Raw genomic sequence first — 20,582 nt, 5'->3', positions numbered from 1 at the left:
CACTTTTGATACACTCAACTCCCCCTAACAATTTTAACGCACCGAGGCAAAATGACATGAAAGTAGGTCTGGTCGGTTGGCGCGGGATGGTCGGTTCCGTCCTTATGCAACGTATGGTTGAAGAGAATGATTTTGCTCATATTGAGCCATTTTATTTCTCTACCAGTAATGCAGGTGGTGAAGCTCCTTCATTTGGTGGTAAGACTGCCCCAGCACTTATGGAAGCTACAGACATTAATAGTCTGAAGCAAATGGATGTCATTATTACCTGTCAAGGTGGTGACTATACGTCTGAAGTTTTCCCACAGTTAAAAGCAACTGGTTGGGATGGCTACTGGATTGATGCAGCCTCTACTTTACGTATGTCAGATGATGCGATCATCGTTCTTGACCCAGTAAACCTTAACGTCATCAAAGATGGTTTGGTTAACGGCACCAAAACTTTTGTGGGCGGTAACTGTACTGTATCGCTTATGTTGATGGGCGTAGGTTCACTTTTCCAAAACAATTTGGTGGAGTGGATGACTGCTATGACTTATCAAGCAGCATCAGGCGCTGGCGCACAAAACATGCGTGAGCTAATTACTGGTATGGGATACTTATATAACAATACCAAAACGTTGCTAGATGACCCTAAATCTGCAATTTTGGATATTGACCGTCAAGTTGCCGAGTTACAACGTGGCGAAGGTTTCCCATCTGCTAACTTTGGTGTGCCATTAGCTGGATCGTTGATTCCTTACATTGATAAGCAACTTGAAAGCGGTCAGTCAAAAGAAGAATGGAAAGGTCAGGTTGAAACCAACAAGATCTTGGGTAATTCACAAATTGTTCCTATCGATGGCCACTGTGTCCGTATTGGAGCGATGCGTTGTCACTCTCAAGCATTGACGATCAAGTTGAAAAAAGATGTCCCGCTTGATGAAATCGAAGATATGATTCGTACTTCAAACCAATGGGCAAAAGTTGTACCAAACACTCGTGAAGCGTCTATGACTGACCTTACACCTGTTGCTGTAACCGGTACTTTAACTGTACCTGTCGGTCGTTTGCGTAAACTTAACATGGGTAAAGAATATTTAGGCGCATTCACAGTAGGTGATCAGTTACTTTGGGGTGCTGCTGAACCTTTACGTCGTATGTTACGTATCTTAGTAGAATACAAAAGCTCATAATTTGGTCTGAATTATTCAGTCAAAACAAAAAGCCGATCACATTAGATCGGCTTTTTCGTAACTGGTTTGTGAAAAATTTACAATTTATTTACATTTCATTATTGTATAATTTTGAACGACTTTACGACTTATTAGGTCATGGATTGAGATGACTGTTTATAACAAATTAAAAATTGCCATTTTCACCATTATGTCTTCGCCTTCTATTTATGCGATTACATTAGACCCTATACAAATTCAGTCCGCACCCGGCGATTTGTTATATGCAGAAATGAACTTCCAGCAAGCTGATCCCAATTCCACTTTGCAAGTCAGTTTAGCAACCCCCGACGATTTAAGTGCTTTGGGTGTGACTCATCAACCTCCGGGAAATCTTAATTTTTATACACGCCAAAATGGTCAAGGCTCTGGGGTTATTGTTATTACCTCATCCCGACCTGTTAATGATTCTGAACTCAATATTGTTGTAAAAATCAGTGAAGGTTCTGCAACTCGTTTACAGCATATCAAGACTGTAATTAAGCCTTCTACTATAAAAAAGACCGAAAATAACGAAAGTACTTTATCGCCTCAGCTTATTGTGAATGAAAAAGATATTGCTTTAAATCTGCCGGAAAGTACCCGATATACTTCATCTGCTCCTGCCCTAGCTACCACTAACTCGAATAGTGAACAAAACCTGAATATCAAGTCTGGGACTGTCCCATCGATAAATACAAATTCATCTGCCCCACTTAGCGAAAACTCTTCGGCTCAACAAGTTGTAACAAGCACTATTCCTGATCAGGCAGCAACAAAAAATCAAATTACATCTGCTATTAATAAGTCAGATGCAAATAATTCGCCAAAAACGCCTGTTAAAAAGTTAGCAGTACAAAAGAAATCTGTTCCATCCAGAAATCTCAGTCAAAATGCTGCAAAGAAACAAACCCTAAGTCCGTCCAGAGGACCAGTAACTTCAGGTAAATATGTAGTACAACACAATGAGTCTCTATGGAGCATTGCTAATCGTATTGCAGCGAAAACCAAACAGCCAGTTGCGAAAGTCATGCACGATATCCAAAAACAAAACCAGCATGCTTTTATCCAAGGTGATGTAAACCGTTTACGTCAGGGAATTGCTCTAAAACTCGCCCATACTCCTGTCTCTAAAACTCAGCAAAATAAATCAAAAACAGAAATAACGCATACTGCAAAATCGCCTTCTGGCAAAGCTAAATACCGTTTGCAACAAGCAGAAATGAGTATCGTGGCTGAAAACAGCCAAAATTCTACACATGGAAGTGCTAAAAAGAGCACACAACAAAGTCAAAACAATACTGAGTTAGCAGTAAAAGTTATGACAAAAAGAGAAAAAAACGTTACATTACAAAGGAATGTAACCAAATTAAATCAAACTTTACGGTTAAAAGACCAACGTATTCAACTTTTGAATGCGCGTTTGGCAGAGTTACAACAGCAGTTACAAGCACAGCAAAACGCTCACAAGCAAAAACATTAAGTTAAAACCAGAGTTAGCTCGCTTTATATTGCAAATATTTATTTTTTAAGGGGAAAGTAATGTTATATGTGATTCCGTTCATCATATTGCTCGTGGTCGCTGTTATTTTAAAAAAACGCGAGAATAGCCAGAAACAAGAGGCCACCTCCCCTAAAACGGTAAATAAAAAAACCAATAAAAAAGTAAACTCTAAATCGAGTAAAAACTCGCGTGAAAAAAGTAAAGTAAATGTGGTAGAAGAAACTCTTCCACCTATTCCACAAAGCAGCCCTGTGCCAGAAGCTGTACGTCAAAAAATCAAACAGCTCATTCAAGAAAAGCAATATTCAGCCGCTGAAGCTCAAGTAAATCAGGCGCTAAAAAAAGATAATACTCAACATGAGCTTTATTTATTATTGCTTGAAGTCCATATTGCACAGAAAGATGAATTTGCCATAACACAACTGATTAGTCATATTCGAAGTCTGGCATTACATGAAATAGTGACTCAAGCTGAAACTAGACAAAAAGAATATGAGTCATCAAGACAACCTGATGCTATCGATTTCCCTCAAGCTCAAACATACGAAGAGCAAAAAAATACACCAGACACAACAGCTCAGTTTGACCAGTTAACAACAAGTTCTCCTGAAGCTTCTTTTGATGACTTGCAGAAAGACTATACACCTGTAAAGCAAGAACCTGCTGTTGAAGTTGAGCCTCTGGAATTTAATTTCTCATTTGAGCAAAAAACAACAGAAGTCGATTCTGCTAAACCTGAAGATAAAATTAACACTGAAACAGCCAGTAAAACAAATGACTTAAATACTTTAGAGTTTTCATTTGATTTAGAGTCTATCCCAAATAAAACAGAAAAGTCTCTTGAGACTAGCTCTGAATTGACTGTTGAAACAATCAAAATTGATACAACCGCTACGCCAGACATTGATCTTGATTTTAGTAATTTTTCAATAGACAAAGACTCTGCTTCACAAAGCAATAACTCTCATGAAATCGACTTAGAAGAAAATATTCAAACTCAACCGTTATCAGTTGAAACCCTTGAGTTTTCTTTAAATCCTATAGAGTCTGAAGATAATCAACCGAATTTAAATGAATCAGAACTTAGCCTTGAAAACAACGACCCACTTGTCCAAGCTTTTCCAGAATTAAAACAGTTAGATGAAAATGAACTCGACTTAAAACTTGCAGAGCAATACATCAAGTTAGGTGCTTACCCAGCAGCGCACGCCTTGTTGGCAAGTAATGAGCAAAAATTCAACACAGAGCAACAACAACGCGCGAAAAATCTACTAAATCACATAGCATCTTAAGGCTGATCGTTTTACCATAAGCAGTCAAAGATGACTGCTTTTGTGCCTGAAAAAGATGAAAAAAATAGCCTTATTTTATATGGGTGGTACTTTTGGCTGTGTAGGTGAACCTTTAGCACCTATGCCATATGACCAATTCTTACCTCAACTTGAAAAAGTTATACCACCTCACTTAACGGTCGACTGTTTTGCTGCCCCAAATATTGTAGATAGCAGTGCTTGTACAGCGCCCGACTGGCTACGTCTTATTCAACGCATACAACAACTACAACTTGAAGGCTATCAGCACTTCGTCGTTATTCATGGTACAGATACTCTCAGTTATGCTGCTGCGACTCTAGCTCGTTTTCTAGGTCAGAGTTGCCATGTGGTTATTACTGGTAGTCAATATCCTCTCCTGAATATTCAAGGAAATGATACCCGTGAGTTTACTGATGCAATTGATAATTTATATCTTGCATTAGAACAGGTGATTAGCTTACCTGTGGGTGCTTACCTTGCGTTTCATCATCAAGTATTTCATGCTCAAACTGTTTTAAAGACACATACGACTGAACTTGACGCTTTTTCCGGTCTTAAAGCTGAGTCTGAATTTACACCTCAGCAAAACGGTTTAATTTTGCAAGATTCGCAAATCGAGCGTGCAGCATCTTTTCAAATTTTGAATTGGATGATGCAACCTATTGCGACTACTCAGCTCGTTCAACAATTACGAAATTTACTGCCAGCCCCACCTCAATTTTTAGTATTGCAAGGTTTTGGTACTGGAAATATAGCTGTTAATCAGGAACTACTCGCAACATTAGATGAGCTCTATACACATGGCTGCGTTCCGATTCTTACGACTCAAGTTACGTTTGGTGGTATTGATCAACGCTATGCAATTAGTGAGTGGACGAAAACTGCAAAAATTGTCATTAGTGATGCACACAGTCATGCAGATCTCTATGCAAAAGCACTTCAAATCTATTTAAAATACTCAACCCCAGAACAGTGGCTCAGCCATTGGAACGAAAATTTGCATTAAATAGAGGTAAAGCCATGCAACGTTATGCAGTCGGTATTGAATTTAGCGGAGTTCAATATCGAGGTTGGCAAACACAACAGCCAGGCGTTGCCAGCGTACAAGAAACCATTGAACGTGTGCTTAGCAAAATCGCAAATGAGCCTATAGCACTTCATGGTGCTGGTCGTACCGATGCAGGAGTACATGCGACAAATATGGTGGCACACTTCGACACGCATGCCATTCGCCCAGAAACAGGGTGGTTAAGAGGGGCAAACAGCCAGCTACCTAAAGATATTTCCATTCAGTGGATTAAACTGATGGATGAAAGTTTTCATGCTCGTTTTAAAGCGACTGCTCGACGTTACCGCTATATTATATATAACACTCCTCATCGCCCTGCACTATTGCATAGACAGGTTACTCACATTTACCAACAGTTAGATGTGAAAAAGATGATTGAAGCTGCTAGTAAATTTGAAGGTACTCATAACTTTGAAAGCTTCCGTGCAGCGGCCTGCCAGTCAAATCAGCCTGTTCGACATGTAAAACATTGCCGTTTATTTGAACATGGACGCTATTTGGTTTTAGATATTCAAGCAGATGGTTTTTTACACCATATGGTTCGCAACATTGTTGGATGTTTACTCGAAATTGGTCAAGGCATGTATGAAGTTGATCATATCGATGCAATGTTTGCTGCACAAGATCGTAAAGCGGCAGGAGTCACCGCCCCACCCGACGGTCTTTATTTTATTCAGTGTAACTATCCTGAGCAGTTTGATTTGCCTCAGCCACCACTTGGACCACATTGGCTAAACTTACCTGAGTAAGCTTAGCCTGTTCTATATATACTTATTTAGCGATGCTGTTTACGTTTCCGGTATTCAACAGGTGTCTCATTTGTCCAGCGTTTGAATGCGCGATAGAAAGTACTCGGTTCAGAGAAGCCTGTTAAATACACAATACGTTCAACACTTTCATTGGTATTTGCCAAAAGTTTTTTAGCTAAACGGCAACGATAGTCAGAAAGTATTTGCTGAAAACTGGTATTCGCCTCACTTAGCTGAGTGCGTAAGCGGCGTGGGGTAATATTCAACTGAGCAGCAACCGTTTCCAAGGTTGTTTCTCCGCTTTCTAACGTTGAACCAATTGCTCTACGAACTTCACCCACTAAATCATAACGCGCTAATTCCTGTAGTTTTTCAATCGCAAGCTGCTCATGTAATTGCAATAACTCAGGCTCTGCTTGCCAAAGCTGAAAATCTAAAATAGCGGGATCAAAATATAAACGTGTTTCTTTTTGACCTAAACTAACCGGACAGCCATATACGCGGAAATATTCATCTTCAGCTGCTCCTTCGCTGAAGTTAAAATCGATAAAGATCGGATGAAATTGCCCTTCGGTAATAAATTTAAAAAATCTAAGGATGCCCGAAATTGCACATTCAGAGAAATGCCGATTAACAAGATTATCAGCACCGATCTGCTCGCCATTGGTTAAATAACAGCGCCCTTCTTCAATCACTAGTTTTGCATCAAAGGCATCACTAATGAGTCGCTGATAAGCCAAAGCCCGCTTTAGGCCCTCACCAAAGGTTTCACTACTAATAAATAGATGTTCAATGACCTGACCACGATATAAAGGCAAATGTTCGCCCAAATGCAGTCCGATATCTGGATCTTTACTGACTTCCTGAGCGGCAGTCCAAAAGGCATACTGTGCACTTAACGGTGTACGTGCATTCGTATCAACCTGATTTAAAGCAACTCCCGCTTTGGTTAATATTTCTTCTGTTGGCAATCCCGCACGACGAATCGCTTGATAGCCAAAGCGTAATACAACTGATGCATCTGTTAGCTGACCCACGCAGTGCCCTTCCATGTAGATACTTCATTGATATTTAGGGCCGTTGACTTTTACGCAATTAACAGTCCCTAATAACTATGATTTTAGATTAGCGTTGATTGACCAAACTGACAACAGAATTAAACTTCTTTTGTGAAAAAAATTACATCTTTTTTATTAGTCATACTTTAACCAGATGCTTGAGTAGAAGTATGTCTATCTTGTTTTTTTTAAATAAATTGACTATAATTTGCGCCTTTCCAATTTGATCATCAGGTAGGCTATGGCCAATAAAGAGGAACTCATTGAGTTCGAAGGCGTTGTCACCGAAACGCTTCCTAATACGATGTTCCGTGTACGTCTTGAAAACGGTCACGAAGTTATTGCACACATTTCTGGTAAAATGCGTAAACACTATATTCGTATTCTTACTGGCGACAGTGTAAAAGTCGAAATGACTCCATATGACCTCACTAAAGGTCGTATCACGTACCGTGCTCGCTAATTAGTGAATGCAAAAAAGCCACTTCATGATGTGGCTTTTTTATTGCGTTGTTTATTCACTTAAGCGACTGGTTTTACATCCCACCGTTTGGCATTCACGCAATCTTTCTTGCAGCCAATGGTTTCTTTCCTGCGTTGTCTGTAAACGGCATTGCACGTCTACGCTATTTCTATTTGAATCTGTACATTCAGCATCACGTTGACGTATCCATGCGAGCTGAGATTTCTTAAGAATATTTTTTTGCGTGGTATTTAACTTTACTCGCAATGCTTGATAATTCTTATTCAGATCCGCATCAGCACTCGCATAGATTTTATTTGTACAGTAAATATCATCATAAGTATTGCGGGCACTATCACAGTTATCTGCATAGACGACAGTCATTCCTAAACTGCATAAAAATGCAAAAGCAATTTTTCTCATCGTATTTTCCCTTCGTTTTCTACAAAATTATTATTAGAACGATTTGAATGTAAGGATAAGTCTAAAGGTAAGTTCACCTTTCATTTATCATAATCTTCCTTTTTTACTTTACAAGCATTCAAATCCAACCTATTGTTCCTTAATAATAAATATAATTTTTTATTGAGATAAAAATGAATATAGATACCCGATGTAAAATTGGCCTACTTTGTTTGATCATAATGAATGTGAACGGTTGCACTAGCCATCCACGCCAATCTATAGATTTACAAGAGTATTTAAAGAACTTTCTAGGTAAATCTTCTGCAACTATTCGACAAGACATCAATCTACGTAGTCTTGGTTTTCAAGTCGCTAATGTTCCACAGAAAACACCCAATCAACTCATCTATACGATTTTACGTCCATTAAACATCCCAATCCCGATGGTGACTAATGTCGATATGAGAGGTAATTCTGTCGCTATACAGTCAGGTAATCTGGGTAGCAATTCTTACGATGTGAATTTCAACTGCAAAGTTATTTTTCAGCTTAAAAATGATATTGCCGAATCTATTCAATATGAAGGCAAAGCCTGCTAAAACATAACCATAAAAAAACGCAGCTTAAAGCTGCGTTTTTTAGCGAAGTATTTTTTAAGCAAGCACAGCAACAACTGCTTCGCCCATCTCGGCTGTACCCACTTTTGTCATACCTTCAGACATAATGTCTGCTGTACGTAAGCCTTGATCAAGTACTTGACCTACAGCATCTTCAATTGCTTTTGCAGCAGCTTCTTCACGGAATGTATAACGAAGCATCATTGCAACAGAAAGAATAGTTGCTAATGGATTGGCAACATTTTGGCCAGCAATGTCAGGTGCAGAACCATGACAAGGTTCATACATACCTTTGCCATTTTCATCTAAAGAAGCTGATGGCAACATGCCGATTGAGCCTGTAAGCATTGCCGCTTCATCAGATAAAATATCGCCAAACAAGTTACCTGTTACGATCACGTCAAACTGTTTTGGTGCACGCACAAGCTGCATTGCAGCATTATCTACATACATATGTGAAAGCTGAATGTTTGAATAACTCGCTTGCTGCAAGTCAGTAACTGTTTGCTTCCAAAGTTCTGTTACTTCTAAAACGTTCGCTTTATCGACCGAACAAACTTTACCACCACGTAAACCTGCAAGTTCAAAAGCAACTTTTGCAATGCGCTTAATTTCACTTTCAGAATAAACGTCAGTGTTATAGCCTTGTTTTTCACCGTTTTCGAGTTCACGAATACCACGTGGCTGACCGAAATAGATACCGCCAGTAAGCTCACGAACAATCAGAATATCTAAACCAGCAACAATTTCAGGTTTTAAGCTAGAAGCATCTGCCAATTGCGGATATAAAATCGCTGGGCGTAAGTTAGCAAACAAGTTGAGTTCACTACGAATTTTTAAAAGACCACGTTCAGGACGGATAGAACGCTCGATCGCATCCCATTTTGGTCCGCCTACTGCACCCAGTAAAATTGCATCAGCTTTTTTTGCCTGTTCACTCGTTACAGCTGGATACGGTTCGCCATGTGCATCAATTGCCGCACCACCCAATAGGCCATGTTCCCAAGTCAACGATAAATTAAATTTTTCATTTACTGTATTTAATACTTTTTCTGCTGCCCCAACAATTTCGGGACCAATACCATCACCAGCTAAAATTAAAATCTGTTTAGACATGAACTTTTTCCATTTTCCAAAAAACAAGCAGTGTTATGACTACCGCGGTGTTAGTTTTTTCTGTTCAAGGAACTCGCCTAGCCCTGTTGTTACATCAAATGGTCGACAAAAACGGCGAATAACACGCTCATCTTGCTCTAAATCGACACATAATGGATCTGGTACAGAAACATTCAGCAAACTACCCGAACGATTAGTTTTGTCTCGGTACATTTTAAATGTATAGCGATGGTTTGCATTAAACTGGTGAATCACATGGATTGTTTCGGCCCGATCTGGAGAAATCGGATAAAAACGGATCACCACTTCATATTGTTTAGCAGGCACAGATAAATATAAACTGTTGGTTTGCCCGAGCACTGAACCGTGCAACCGTACAATTCCTTGATGAATTGCCTGATTACTAATTCGTCGTGTTTGCGCATCCACTACAGTAATATCGTTTAGTCGTTCAAATTCACAACTCTTCGCACCCGAACAATATATTGCTGCATTCTGCCCCAAATTTTCTTGTTCAGCCTGCTTAATACGGACAGTATCCACTACATTGTACGTGCTCTGACAAGCACTGAGTGTTATTGCGCACAGGCTCAACAAAAAGCTATGAGTAACGTTCCTCTTCATTGTTCAAGCCCAATCCTCATCTAGTGCATAATTTTAAGGTGTTTTTATGCTTTAGCATGTTAGCAAGAGTTTGAACACTACGCCATGGCTATGTTTAAAATGTACCAAAAGGTTAATTTAACTCTTGGAATACCCAAGGACGAACCTGTTTAGTTTTTTCTTCATAAGCGCGAATTGCATCCGCGTTTTGAAGCGTTAAACCAATATCATCCAAGCCATTTAACAAGCAATGCTTGCGAAATGGGTCAACTTCAAATTTAAAAGCTTCACCTGTTGGGGTACGCACTTCCTGAGCCGCTAAATCAATTGTTAATTGATATCCTTCATTGGCAGCGCATTCTTTAAATAACTGATCAACAATTTCTTCTGATAAAATGACAGGTAACATGCCATTTTTGAAACAGTTATTAAAGAAAATATCAGCAAAGCTTGGCGCAATAACAGTACGAAAACCATATTCATTCAATGCCCAAGGCGCATGCTCACGGCTTGAACCACAACCAAAGTTAGTACGAGCAATTAAAACATTTGCTCTTTGATAACGTGGCTGGTTCAAAATGAAATCCGGATTTTTTGGACGAACTGAATTATCTTGTCCCGGATAGCCTTCATCTAAATAACGAAGTTCATCAAATAAGTTATCGCCAAAACCAGTACGTTTGATTGATTTCAAAAACTGTTTGGGAATAATTAAATCTGTATCAACATTGGCACGATCTAATGGTGCAACGATACCTTGTTCAACTGTATAAGCTTTCATGGTTTGCTCCAGACCGAATTAAAATGAACGAACGTCAACAAAGTGACCTGCGATTGCAGCCGCTGCCGCCATTGCTGGGCTCACCAAGTGAGTGCGACCACCATTGCCTTGACGACCTTCAAAGTTACGGTTAGACGTCGATGCACAGTGTTCACCTGGTTGTAATTTATCTGCATTCATTGCTAAACACATTGAACAACCCGGTTCACGCCATTCAAAACCAGCTTCCAAGAAGATTTTATCTAAGCCTTCTTTTTCTGCCTGTTGTTTAACTAAACCTGAACCCGGAACAATCATGGCTTGCTTAATGCTAGATGCCACTTTACGGCCTTTAACCACCTCAGCCGCAGCACGGATATCTTCAATACGAGAGTTAGTACAAGAACCAATAAAGACACGGTCAAGTTGAATATCAGCTAATGCCTGACCTGCATTTAAACCCATATATTGATAAGCACGCGTCCAGTCATTACGTTGAACGTCATCTTTAGCTTGTTCTAAAGTTGGTACAGCTTCTGTTACCGGAATAACCATCTCAGGTGAAGTTCCCCAAGACACTTGTGGTTCGATCTCTGCGCCATTTAATTCAACTACAGCATCAAAGGTAGCATCTTCATCTGAATGCAAAGTGTCCCAGTAAGCAACTGCTTGTTCCCACTGCTCGCCTTTTGGCGCATAGCTACGGCCTTTCACGTATTCAACGGTTTTGTCATCGACAGCAACCATGCCTACACGAGCACCCGCTTCAATCGCCATGTTACATACCGTCATACGTCCTTCAATCGACATATCACGGAACACCTGACCACCAAATTCAATCGCGTAACCTGTACCACCTGCGGTACCAATTTTAGCAATAATTGCCAACACCACATCTTTTGGTGTCACACCTTTGCCTAATACGCCATCTACACGGATTAACATATTTTTAGATTTTTTCTGAATCAAACATTGTGTTGCTAACACATGTTCAACTTCAGAAGTTCCAATACCATGTGCCAAACACCCAAAAGCGCCGTGTGTTGCTGTATGTGAATCACCACACACTACGGTCATGCCCGGTAAAGTTAAACCTTGTTCTGGGCCAACGACATGCACAATACCCTGACGGATATCATTAATATTAAATTCAACAATATTAAAGGCTTTACAATTGTCATCTAAGGTTTGAACCTGAATACGAGACGTATCATCTTCAATACCCGCGATGCCTTGCTCACGTTCCTTTTTAGATGTTGGAACGTTATGGTCTGGTGTAGCAACGTTTGCACTTAAACGCCATGGTTGACGACCCGCAAGTTGCAAACCTTCAAATGCTTGTGGACTAGTCACTTCATGCAATAAATGACGGTCAATATAAAGTAAACATGAGCCATCATCACGCTGTGAAACAACGTGGTCATCCCACAATTTGTCATATAAGGTTTTGCCTGCCATGTCGTCTTGCTCCATTGGACTGGGTAATTCTAATCTTTCTTCGATTATAGCCAGAGTTTCACATAAATCTAATTTATCATTTTTATAAATTAGAAAACTTTTTGGAATTAATCATAATCCCTACTATACACATCAAATTTACTAAATCGTTTTTGTTAATGATTATCATTTGCATAATCAATTTTTAATCTTATACTCTCATCTCTATACTAAAAATATCCAAAGTGGCTAAAGAGAATGATCATGGCTAATATTCAAAAATTCGTTGTAAATAATCAACGTACCTTAAAGAAAACCTTCAGCTATTACATTATGCATATTAGCGTAGCAATGATAGTTGCCTACTTTGTAACAGGTAACATCTGGATGGCTTTAACATTAAGTATGCTTGAGCCAACCGTACAAGCATTTGCTTTTTTCTTTCATGAAAAAGTATGGGCTGCTAAAGACCGCCGCATTTCAGCCTTAGCTGAGAAAGAGACAACCGCTTAGGCTAAGATTAGTGCGGTAATTCATAACTTTCTAACTCGTTTTGCTGCAAGCATGATACGATTTTGGCTTGGCAACTTTAGCCCCTCGATTTTTCTATTCCAAGTTGAGTTGTATTATGAATCTTGCAGCCTTTGAAGCTTTTGTAAAAGTTATGGAAACAGGGTCTATCTCTGTGGCAGCAGATCAATTATTTATTACTCAACCTGCTGTAACCAAACGGATTCACAGCTTAGAAGAATATTTTGGTGTCAAACTATTTGAGTCGGCAGGCCGAGGCGTTCAAGCAACACATGCCGCTCATTCATTATTACCAAAAGTTAAAAACTGGCTAAATGAGCTTGGAGATATCCATCACACCCTAAGCCATGAGCAAACACAGATACAAGGCCGTTTAAAAATTGGAACCAGTCACCACATTGGTTTGCATCATTTACCCGCGCCCCTTAAACACTTTGTTCAGCAATTTCCGCAAGTCACTTTAGACGTGCATTTTGTTGACTCAGAGCAAGCGCATGAAAAAGTGCTTGCTGGTGATTTAGAGTTAGCATTTTTAACACTTCCTCCTTCAGGTGATGAGCGCCTTAACTACATTACCATCTGGAATGATCCTTTAGTTTTTGTTGCTGCCCCTTTTCATCCATTGGCACAAAAAAAGAATCTGACCTTACAAGATTTAATTGAATATCCGAGCTTGTTACCCGCTGCACAAACTTACACTGCTCAAATCACTTTAGCCGAGTTTGAAAAACAAGGGCTTAAACCAAAAATCACCATGAGTAACAACCCGCTTGAGTCTATTCGTATGCTGGTGTCTATTGGTTTAGGTTGGTCAGTTTTACCAAAAACTCTGTTGAATCAGGATATGCAACAACTTGATTTAGATGTAAAAATGAATCGCCAATTAGGCATGGTATGGCATCCTGCGCGCACTCAATCTAGAGCTATGCAGGAACTGATTAAAATGATGCAAGAGTAGTTGAATGATTAGCCACTATATTTTTTTAAAAAGGATATAAACCAGAACAGCAAAAGGTAATAGTAAAAATAATACACCCCAACCAAAGAAAATAGCGGCAAAGATAATACCGAGTAAAGTACCTGAAAATAATAAAAAAATAATGTAAATAAAGAGTTCACCAATGAGTGTGATGAAACCGTCAATCAGTTGCCCACCAAATTCTTCAAGAAGATTACCTTTACGGGTCTTCTTTTCTTCGGTCTCATTCTGATTATCCATCATATCCTCCACACATCATCAGGACCGATTTAAATCGCCCTTACTCTCAATGCAGCAAAAGCGATTTAAATATAAGGCTCTTTTCAAGTTGATAAAAAACTCTCATTTGATGCGCAGAATTTAAATTATCCAAGCTGCAATAGGCTTCGAATTTGTTGCACAATTTGATTTTCATCAAGCATATGATGTGGAATGGTCATTGTTAAGAGTTGATCTGATCGAAAATGACGGTCAACTTCAAGCATAACGTGAGTTTGATTAGGTTCAGCCACGAAAGAAACCTCAACCTCATTAAATCCACTAAACATATGTGAAGAGACAAATTCAAGTTCTTGGTAACAACCAATTGTTGATCTAAAATTTCGTGCTGTAAGTTGACCTTTTTCTACATCAACTGTTGATAAAATAAAGCTACATCGCTGCATAGCCTGTAAAAACATTTGCATAGCGGGAGTTGGCAGCACTTTTAAATAATCACGATCAGTTGCATCTAATCCCCAATCAACATCCATATGAGTTTGAATCCAAACACGTGTACCATTTCTTCGACAAGCGACTTCGGTAATCGGTGTCTCAAAGGGTAATTGAATACTGAAAGGGAAAGAGTGAGCTTGATGTGCTGGCAATAAAAATCGAGAATTCACTAACCACTCTTGTAAGACCAAAGGTTGATTAAACTCATGGTCACCAGATTCAACTTCTGCCATTGTCATCAACTTCAAATAAAGACCATTAATCTCTTTATCAGATGATCCCCCCTTGAAGCTAATTTCCCCATGCAGTGTCTCGCCTGCTTGCAAGTTTGGATTGTGTAAAACGGTTTCTACCGTTACGACTTGAAGACCCAAACCAGACATAATTTTATTAAACATTTTTTCTCTAACCTTTCGAATTATTTCATGTCATCTGTAGCAGCATACTTATTCTTAAAGCGCATCATCTCCAGCAAGCTGAATCTTACCCTCTGCAACTTCATTCATAAATTGCTGATAGTCATTTAAATTGCGTTCTGCATACTCCTCTGCATACCTTTGCAATACTTCTACGATCGTACCGCCCTCTCCAAGATATCCCATAAGTACATCAGCATCTCCAGACTTAGCATGGGCATGAGCTAAAGCCAAACCACAACTTTCAGCATACTCATTGAAATACTCATCATCCATATCACTAAGATCAACCGAGATTTTCATATCACGTAACTGACGTACATGAAAATGTTGATTGGGGGTTGAAGAGAATCCAAGAAAGATATCACTAGCAGCTTGCATGAGTTGCTGACCATGTACCACGCGTTCGCCTTCATGTTTTACTTTTTCTACAAATAACGGACTAAGAATCGATGGATTCGCTTCTTTCATTTGTAAAATTAGCGGTTCCCGATCTGCATCCTGAAATAATGCAATCGCGGATCGTGTACCAACACTTCCAACACCAACCACTTTCAAAGCCACATCAGTCCGTTGATAACGATCAAAAAGTACTTGGCGATCATATTTCAAAGAATCACGATATTGCTGAAAGAATACATCAACATCTTTACTAAACGGTTCATCTGCCTTTGGATGCCATAATAACGGTGCATCATCCACAAAATGACGAAATCCTGTATCTTGATCTTGCTGTGTGAGCTTCGGTAAAACAGAATATGCATTTCTCTTCTGTGCTGAATCAAGATGCTTCGCGCGTTTCTTTCTCAGTTTTCGGCATTCAGTGTTTTCTAATAAGGTACTGGCATCAACTTTTTCATACCAAACTTGTAGAGGCGAAAGGTTCGCATTTTCTAATAAGTGCTGACGATAACTATTCAACATCGTTTTAATTGCTTTTAAACCCACTTTATCCGCAAGATCTATATCACGAGCCGCAATCACAAAACTGGTAGCTAAACGCTTTAAATCCCATTCAAATGGGGCAACCAAAGTCTCATCAAAATCATTGATTCCAAACAACAAGTTGCGTTCCGGGCTAGCAAACCCACCAAAATTACTTAAATGACAATCGCCACAAATCTGTTGAAATAAACCTGAATTTACCTGCTCCCAAGCTTGATCAAATAGCATCAAAGAAGGCATACCACGATAAAATGTAAACGGTGAAACGCTCATTCGTTTTGCACGAATTGGTTTGAGCTGCTCTAAACGCCCTTGATTACTCCAATCATAGATTGTTAAAGCAGTTATACCTTTTGGTCGTTCAGAAAGCTCTGACAGCTGTTCTCTCGGAACTTTTTTACGTTGAGCCTTACCTAATTTGAAGCCTTCGCTTTTATTAAGTAATTTCCCCTGATAGCTATGACGTGTTAAATCAATACTTTCATCATTCCAAAGTTGTTTTGGTAATTTAATTTGTGGCGTTTTTGGCATTATTCCCTCATTTTTAAATTAGAATTTTTTATATTCTTAAACCTTTACCAAGATAAAATTTATTTTTTATTGGGCATATTTATATCTACTTTATAGAACAAGATTTATAAAAAACATTCAAAAAATGATTTCTAAATATAATTAATTAGGAGTTGGAAGACCTCAAAGCTTTGCAAGCTACTCTTCTAACTCCCCAAACTTAAATCGACCAGTCTTGAATTTCCCAGCTATTTTCTTGGGCCAGCTTTTCAAGGCGATCATCAGGATTTACAGCAATCGCATGGGTCGCATATTCAAGCAAAAAGCGATCGTTGATTGAGTCTGAATATGCCCAAGATTCAGATACGCTGCGTCCAGCCAACCAGTCGTCGAGACGCGCAAGTTTACCTTTTTGATAACACGCCAAGCCCGCAACTTTACCCGTATATTTCCCATCCGCAACTTCAGCATTGGTTGCCAAAATTTCGGTAATACCAAATTCACGGAAAATAGGCGCAGTAATAAAATCACTTGTTGCCGTAATACCCACAATTGTATGACCTAAATCTTGATGCTTTTTGATTGCATCAAAACCTTTTGGACGCATTTGTGGGCGAATCACTTTTTGCATGAACAATTGGTGAAGCTCAGTTAAGTAGTTATTGTCGTGCTTTGTTAAAAATCCAAAGACAAATTCATTATAAGCATATGGGTCAAGTTGCCCTGCTTTGTAATCTTCATAAAATTTATCATTCATCTGACGATGATGAACCGGATCAACCAAACCTTCATTGACTAAAAATTCACCCCATGAGTGGTCTGAATCCGTATTTAACAAGGTATGGTCTAAATCAAACAACGCCAGTTTCATGAAAATTCTCGTTTAAACTGAAATTTAAGAAAAAAAATGTAAATCTATCTCCGCTAGTCGATAGAAATTCGTTAAGATCGTAGCAATTTAAACATTTTACTTTGATCTTTTCGAGCTGGACATAAAAAAGTGTTTGTCCCCGCGATTAAAGTCAACGATATAGACAATATTTAGGTAGCCAAATGATCGATTCAGAAGGTTTCCGACCGAATGTCGGGATCATTTTGGCAAACGATGATGGACAGGTTTTATGGGCAAAGCGCATTGGTCACAATGCTTGGCAGTTTCCACAAGGAGGCATTCAGTTTGGAGAAACCCCTGAACAGGCACTTTTTCGAGAACTGAGAGAAGAAATCGGCTTATTGCCCGAACATGTCCAGATTATTGCGCAAACCAAAGGATGGCTGCGTTATCGTTTGCCACATAGGTACATTCGGTCAGACTCTGACCCCGTATGTATCGGACAGAAACAAAAATGGTTTTTACTGAAATTGACTGCGCATGCAAGAAATATTCAGTTAGACCTCTCTGACCCACCCGAATTCGATGAATGGCAGTGGGTTAGCTATTGGTATCCTCTTGGACAAGTGGTGAACTTCAAGCGTGATGTTTATCGCAAAGCCATGGTGGAGTTGTGTACACAGTTGCCAATGCAACAATTACCCTAAAAATCATTTATCTAGCAAATGATTTTTATTGAAAGTGCTGTTATAAATACATTCATAGTCTAAAAAAATACTGGAGTATACATCCATGTCAAACATGCAACTCGACACTCTACGGCGCATTGTCCAAGAAGTTAATGCGTCCGTCAGTTTGCATGAATCATTAGACACCATGGTCAATCAGGTTGCTGAGGCCATGAAAGTGGATGTTTGCTCTATTTATTTACTCGATGAACGAAATCAGCGCTATGTTTTGATGGCTTCAAAGGGCTTAAATCCAGAATCTGTGGGACATGTTTCACTGCAACTCGGTGAAGGCTTGGTGGGTCTGGTCGGGCAACGTGAAGAAATAGTTAACCTTGACAATGCCCCAAAACATGAGCGTTTCTTGTATTTACCTGAAACTGGCGAAGAAATTTATAACTCCTTCCTTGGCGTACCTGTCATGTATCGCCGTAAGGTTATGGGTGTTTTGGTTGTACAAAACAAACTTCCTCAAGATTTTAGCGAAGCAGCCGAGTCATTTTTAGTTACTTTGTGTGCCCAGCTTTCCGGTGTTATTGCCCACGCTCACGCAGTTGGAAATATTGACGTATTTCGTAAACCAAGCAATGGACCTGCCTATAAAACCTTTCAAGGTGCTTCAGGTGCAGGCGGTGTTGCTTTAGGTCGCGCTATTATTTTATATCCACCTGCAGATTTAGCTTCAGTACCTGACCGTGAAGCAGAAGATATTAGTCATGAACTTCGACTTTTAGATCAAGCCATTTCATCAGTTCGTTCAGAGATTCGTTCTTTAGATGAAAAAATGCATGATTCATTAATGGCAGAAGAACGCGCTTTATTTAGTGTTTTCTTAAGAATGCTAGATGAAAATGCATTACCGGCAGAAATTAAAGAACTCATTCGTGACGGGCATTGGGCACAAGGTGCAGTACGCCGTGTAATTGAAAAGCACACTGCCCTATTTGCACAAATGGAAGATGACTATCTTCGTGAGCGAGTTTCTGATCTTAAAGATTTAGGCCGACGTATTTTAGCCTCTTTGCAAGAAGAAGACTCTAGCCACCGTGAACTCAGTCCAGACAGTATTTTAATTGGTGAAGAAATTAGTACTGCGGCACTAGTCGAACTGCCTGTAGACAATATTGCAGCGATTGTGACATCCGAAGGCGCAGCAAATTCACATATGGTGATTGTGGCTCGAGCACTAGGAATTCCAACTGTGGTTGGTGTCACTGAGCTGCCAGTTAACACACTCGATGATGCAGAAATGATTGTGGATGCCTATCAAGGCCGTATTTTTGTAAATCCTCCACGTCGTTTACGCCAACGTTATAAAGAAATTCAAAAAGAAGATGAGCAGATCGCAAAAGATCTCAAACAATATGAGACAAGAGAAGCGATTACTCCAGATGGTGTGTCTGTTCCACTTTATGTAAACACAGGCCTCATGATTGATGTGGTTCGCGGTGTACAACGCGGAGCTCAAGGTGTTGGTCTATACCGAAGTGAAATTCCATTCATGTTACGGGAACGTTTCCCTGGTGAAGAAGAACAACGTGCAATCTATCGTCAACAATTGAGTCACTTCGCCAACAAACCTGTGGTAATGCGAACTCTGGATATTGGTGCCGATAAAGACTTGCCTTATTTCAGTATTGAAGAAGAAAACTCGGCATTAGGATGGCGTGGTATTCGTTTCACGCTCGATCATCCCGAGATTTTTTCGTCACAAATTCGCGCAATGCTCAAAGCAAGTATTGGTTTAAATAATTTGCATATTTTATTGCCAATGGTGACTACAGTAAGTGAAGTCGAAGAAGTACTTTATTTACTTGAGCGTGACTGGATGGCAGTACAAGAAGAAGAGCAGGTTAAAATTACCAAGCCAAAAATTGGAATTATGGTTGAGGTACCAAGCGTACTACTACAAATTGATGAGTTTGCTGAACTTGTCGATTTCTTCTCGGTCGGTTCAAATGACTTAACTCAGTATTTACTTGCAGTTGACCGTAATAATCCACATGTGGCAAACGTTTACTCGCACTTCCACCCATCCGTTCTACGTGCTTTAACTCGTTTAGTTAAAGAATGTCATGAATACAAAAAACCTATTAGTATTTGTGGTGAAATGGCAGGTGATCCATTATCGGCAATTCTGCTCATGGCAATGGGCTTTAATACTCTCTCAATGAGTTCGAGTAACATTTTGCGAGTACGAAAAGCAATTTGTCATGTACCTATGACAGATGCACAAAAACTACTTGATGATGTCATGAAAATGAATAATCCACTCATTGTGAAAAGCTGGCTTGAGTACTACTTTAAAACTCACGGTTTAGCAGATATGGTCAAATCAAATCGAATCGTAAATGTTTAATATATAAACAATAAAGGAGAGCAATGCTCTCCTTTATTTATTTTAGATAGCTTCTACGATTACTGAATATAAAAATTTCTTTTCACTCTCAGTTCTACCCTACTTTTTAAATTAAACAAAAATACAATCGGTTTTTCAAATCAATACTGACAATTTAATCCATTTGAAAAATAAGACTTCTACTTCTAGTATATTTAAAGAGCGTTATTAAAAGATCTTACGTTGTTCCAACAATTGAAGAGGTAATTCTATGCATCATTATTTACAGCCTTCAGCTTATT

Annotated in this window: 21 protein-coding genes; 11 read left to right on the top strand and 10 right to left on the bottom strand. The window is 39.3% G+C overall.

Going from position 1 to position 20,582, the window contains the following annotated elements; genetic code table 11:
• Positions 1–56 precede the first annotated feature (56 nt).
• From asd to truA, 5 genes are all read left to right on the top strand, one after another.
• Complete coding sequence (gene asd / locus AC07M3_RS09800) at positions 57–1,175, top strand: aspartate-semialdehyde dehydrogenase (protein ID WP_004794839.1); 1,119 nt, start codon at positions 57–59, stop codon at positions 1,173–1,175.
• Positions 1,176–1,323: 148 nt separating this feature from the next.
• A complete protein-coding gene (locus AC07M3_RS09795) occupies positions 1,324–2,676 on the top strand; it encodes a type IV pilus assembly protein FimV (protein WP_494567182.1) in 1,353 nt (450 codons plus the stop codon).
• Between the two features lie 59 nt (positions 2,677–2,735).
• Positions 2,736–3,989: a T4P machinery localization factor FimV gene (gene fimV, locus AC07M3_RS09790; RefSeq protein WP_494567181.1), complete on the top strand. Its 1,254-nt coding sequence runs from the start codon at positions 2,736–2,738 to the stop codon at positions 3,987–3,989.
• Between the two features lie 55 nt (positions 3,990–4,044).
• A complete protein-coding gene (locus tag AC07M3_RS09785) occupies positions 4,045–5,016 on the top strand; it encodes an asparaginase (protein ID WP_494567180.1) in 972 nt (323 codons plus the stop codon).
• Positions 5,017–5,030: 14 nt separating this feature from the next.
• Positions 5,031–5,828 carry a tRNA pseudouridine(38-40) synthase TruA gene (gene truA, locus AC07M3_RS09780; protein WP_494567179.1) on the top strand — a complete coding sequence of 266 codons (798 nt, stop codon included), beginning with the start codon at positions 5,031–5,033 and terminating at the stop codon, positions 5,826–5,828.
• A gap of 26 nt (positions 5,829–5,854) precedes the next feature.
• On the opposite strand, the gene AC07M3_RS09775 is transcribed toward truA, so the two are convergent.
• On the bottom strand, positions 5,855–6,865 hold the full coding sequence (locus AC07M3_RS09775; protein WP_151743532.1) for an AraC family transcriptional regulator: 1,011 nt from the start codon (positions 6,863–6,865) through the stop codon (positions 5,855–5,857).
• A 262-nt stretch (positions 6,866–7,127) separates the two neighbouring features.
• On the opposite strand from AC07M3_RS09775, the gene infA reads away from it, so the two are divergent.
• Complete coding sequence (gene infA, locus AC07M3_RS09770) at positions 7,128–7,349, top strand: translation initiation factor IF-1 (RefSeq protein ID WP_001284370.1); 222 nt, start codon at positions 7,128–7,130, stop codon at positions 7,347–7,349.
• 51 nt (positions 7,350–7,400) lie between these two features.
• On the opposite strand, the gene AC07M3_RS09765 is transcribed toward infA, so the two are convergent.
• On the bottom strand, positions 7,401–7,772 hold the full coding sequence (locus AC07M3_RS09765) for a lysozyme inhibitor LprI family protein (RefSeq protein WP_133747584.1): 372 nt from the start codon (positions 7,770–7,772) through the stop codon (positions 7,401–7,403).
• 173 nt (positions 7,773–7,945) lie between these two features.
• On the opposite strand from AC07M3_RS09765, the gene AC07M3_RS09760 reads away from it, so the two are divergent.
• Complete coding sequence (locus tag AC07M3_RS09760; RefSeq protein ID WP_494567178.1) at positions 7,946–8,353, top strand: hypothetical protein; 408 nt, start codon at positions 7,946–7,948, stop codon at positions 8,351–8,353.
• A 54-nt stretch (positions 8,354–8,407) separates the two neighbouring features.
• Here AC07M3_RS09760 and leuB read toward each other — a convergent pair whose 3' ends face one another.
• From leuB to leuC, 4 genes are all read right to left on the bottom strand, one after another.
• Positions 8,408–9,487: a 3-isopropylmalate dehydrogenase gene (gene leuB / locus AC07M3_RS09755; RefSeq protein WP_003654715.1), complete on the bottom strand. Its 1,080-nt coding sequence runs from the start codon at positions 9,485–9,487 to the stop codon at positions 8,408–8,410.
• Positions 9,488–9,526: 39 nt separating this feature from the next.
• Complete coding sequence (locus AC07M3_RS09750) at positions 9,527–10,111, bottom strand: hypothetical protein (protein ID WP_045126242.1); 585 nt, start codon at positions 10,109–10,111, stop codon at positions 9,527–9,529.
• Positions 10,112–10,223: 112 nt separating this feature from the next.
• Positions 10,224–10,871 (bottom strand): 3-isopropylmalate dehydratase small subunit, encoded by a 648-nt coding sequence (gene leuD, locus AC07M3_RS09745; protein ID WP_494567177.1) that lies wholly within the window; start codon positions 10,869–10,871, stop codon positions 10,224–10,226.
• A gap of 18 nt (positions 10,872–10,889) precedes the next feature.
• Entirely contained in the window at positions 10,890–12,308 is a 1,419-nt protein-coding gene (leuC, locus tag AC07M3_RS09740; protein WP_005037045.1) for a 3-isopropylmalate dehydratase large subunit, read from the bottom strand.
• 237 nt (positions 12,309–12,545) lie between these two features.
• On the opposite strand from leuC, the gene AC07M3_RS09735 reads away from it, so the two are divergent.
• Both AC07M3_RS09735 and AC07M3_RS09730 read left to right on the top strand, forming a co-directional pair.
• Positions 12,546–12,800, top strand: coding sequence for a DUF2061 domain-containing protein (locus AC07M3_RS09735; RefSeq protein WP_003654707.1), 255 nt, complete (start codon positions 12,546–12,548; stop codon positions 12,798–12,800).
• A 115-nt stretch (positions 12,801–12,915) separates the two neighbouring features.
• Positions 12,916–13,776: a LysR family transcriptional regulator gene (locus AC07M3_RS09730; protein WP_003654705.1), complete on the top strand. Its 861-nt coding sequence runs from the start codon at positions 12,916–12,918 to the stop codon at positions 13,774–13,776.
• 15 nt (positions 13,777–13,791) lie between these two features.
• Here the strand turns inward: AC07M3_RS09730 and AC07M3_RS09725 are convergent, their stop codons facing one another.
• The 4 genes from AC07M3_RS09725 to AC07M3_RS09710 form a co-directional block, all read right to left on the bottom strand.
• The gene (locus tag AC07M3_RS09725; protein ID WP_416659413.1) at positions 13,792–14,037 is read right to left on the bottom strand and encodes a hypothetical protein; all 246 of its coding nucleotides are present in this window, start codon (positions 14,035–14,037) and stop codon (positions 13,792–13,794) included.
• Positions 14,038–14,162: 125 nt separating this feature from the next.
• On the bottom strand, positions 14,163–14,909 hold the full coding sequence (locus tag AC07M3_RS09720; RefSeq protein WP_494567176.1) for a sporulation protein: 747 nt from the start codon (positions 14,907–14,909) through the stop codon (positions 14,163–14,165).
• Between the two features lie 54 nt (positions 14,910–14,963).
• Positions 14,964–16,403 carry a DUF2252 domain-containing protein gene (locus AC07M3_RS09715; RefSeq protein WP_494567175.1) on the bottom strand — a complete coding sequence of 480 codons (1,440 nt, stop codon included), beginning with the start codon at positions 16,401–16,403 and terminating at the stop codon, positions 14,964–14,966.
• A gap of 199 nt (positions 16,404–16,602) precedes the next feature.
• Complete coding sequence (locus AC07M3_RS09710) at positions 16,603–17,253, bottom strand: HAD family hydrolase (RefSeq protein ID WP_045126237.1); 651 nt, start codon at positions 17,251–17,253, stop codon at positions 16,603–16,605.
• A 182-nt stretch (positions 17,254–17,435) separates the two neighbouring features.
• Here AC07M3_RS09710 and AC07M3_RS09705 point away from each other — a divergent pair, with 182 nt between their 5' ends.
• Together AC07M3_RS09705 and ptsP are read left to right on the top strand one after the other, a co-directional pair.
• Positions 17,436–17,921 (top strand): RNA pyrophosphohydrolase, encoded by a 486-nt coding sequence (locus AC07M3_RS09705; RefSeq protein WP_003654696.1) that lies wholly within the window; start codon positions 17,436–17,438, stop codon positions 17,919–17,921.
• A gap of 85 nt (positions 17,922–18,006) precedes the next feature.
• Positions 18,007–20,301 (top strand): phosphoenolpyruvate--protein phosphotransferase, encoded by a 2,295-nt coding sequence (gene ptsP / locus AC07M3_RS09700; protein WP_092707223.1) that lies wholly within the window; start codon positions 18,007–18,009, stop codon positions 20,299–20,301.
• Positions 20,302–20,582: the final 281 nt, after the last annotated feature.

Source organism: Acinetobacter sp. GW821-FHT09D10 (assembly GCF_059416285.1).
This window is presented reverse-complemented; position numbering and strand designations above follow the sequence as displayed.

What these genes read in the sequence shown, in the direction of transcription:
- truA (WP_494567179.1), top strand. Translation starts at nt 5,031, where the DNA reads ATGCAACGTTATGCAGTCGGTATTGAATTTAGCGGAGTTCAATATCGA.
- AC07M3_RS09725 (WP_416659413.1), bottom strand. Translation starts at nt 14,037, where the DNA reads ATGGATAATCAGAATGAGACCGAAGAAAAGAAGACCCGTAAAGGTAAT.
- AC07M3_RS09795 (WP_494567182.1), top strand. Translation starts at nt 1,324, where the DNA reads ATGACTGTTTATAACAAATTAAAAATTGCCATTTTCACCATTATGTCT.
- AC07M3_RS09765 (WP_133747584.1), bottom strand. Translation starts at nt 7,772, where the DNA reads ATGAGAAAAATTGCTTTTGCATTTTTATGCAGTTTAGGAATGACTGTC.
- leuC (WP_005037045.1), bottom strand. Translation starts at nt 12,308, where the DNA reads ATGGCAGGCAAAACCTTATATGACAAATTGTGGGATGACCACGTTGTT.
- infA (WP_001284370.1), top strand. Translation starts at nt 7,128, where the DNA reads ATGGCCAATAAAGAGGAACTCATTGAGTTCGAAGGCGTTGTCACCGAA.
- leuB (WP_003654715.1), bottom strand. Translation starts at nt 9,487, where the DNA reads ATGTCTAAACAGATTTTAATTTTAGCTGGTGATGGTATTGGTCCCGAA.
- AC07M3_RS09715 (WP_494567175.1), bottom strand. Translation starts at nt 16,403, where the DNA reads ATGCCAAAAACGCCACAAATTAAATTACCAAAACAACTTTGGAATGAT.
- ptsP (WP_092707223.1), top strand. Translation starts at nt 18,007, where the DNA reads ATGTCAAACATGCAACTCGACACTCTACGGCGCATTGTCCAAGAAGTT.
- AC07M3_RS09730 (WP_003654705.1), top strand. Translation starts at nt 12,916, where the DNA reads ATGAATCTTGCAGCCTTTGAAGCTTTTGTAAAAGTTATGGAAACAGGG.
- AC07M3_RS09720 (WP_494567176.1), bottom strand. Translation starts at nt 14,909, where the DNA reads ATGTTTAATAAAATTATGTCTGGTTTGGGTCTTCAAGTCGTAACGGTA.
- asd (WP_004794839.1), top strand. Translation starts at nt 57, where the DNA reads ATGAAAGTAGGTCTGGTCGGTTGGCGCGGGATGGTCGGTTCCGTCCTT.
- AC07M3_RS09735 (WP_003654707.1), top strand. Translation starts at nt 12,546, where the DNA reads ATGATCATGGCTAATATTCAAAAATTCGTTGTAAATAATCAACGTACC.
- leuD (WP_494567177.1), bottom strand. Translation starts at nt 10,871, where the DNA reads ATGAAAGCTTATACAGTTGAACAAGGTATCGTTGCACCATTAGATCGT.
- AC07M3_RS09705 (WP_003654696.1), top strand. Translation starts at nt 17,436, where the DNA reads ATGATCGATTCAGAAGGTTTCCGACCGAATGTCGGGATCATTTTGGCA.
- fimV (WP_494567181.1), top strand. Translation starts at nt 2,736, where the DNA reads ATGTTATATGTGATTCCGTTCATCATATTGCTCGTGGTCGCTGTTATT.
- AC07M3_RS09710 (WP_045126237.1), bottom strand. Translation starts at nt 17,253, where the DNA reads ATGAAACTGGCGTTGTTTGATTTAGACCATACCTTGTTAAATACGGAT.
- AC07M3_RS09750 (WP_045126242.1), bottom strand. Translation starts at nt 10,111, where the DNA reads ATGAAGAGGAACGTTACTCATAGCTTTTTGTTGAGCCTGTGCGCAATA.
- AC07M3_RS09785 (WP_494567180.1), top strand. Translation starts at nt 4,045, where the DNA reads ATGAAAAAAATAGCCTTATTTTATATGGGTGGTACTTTTGGCTGTGTA.
- AC07M3_RS09760 (WP_494567178.1), top strand. Translation starts at nt 7,946, where the DNA reads ATGAATATAGATACCCGATGTAAAATTGGCCTACTTTGTTTGATCATA.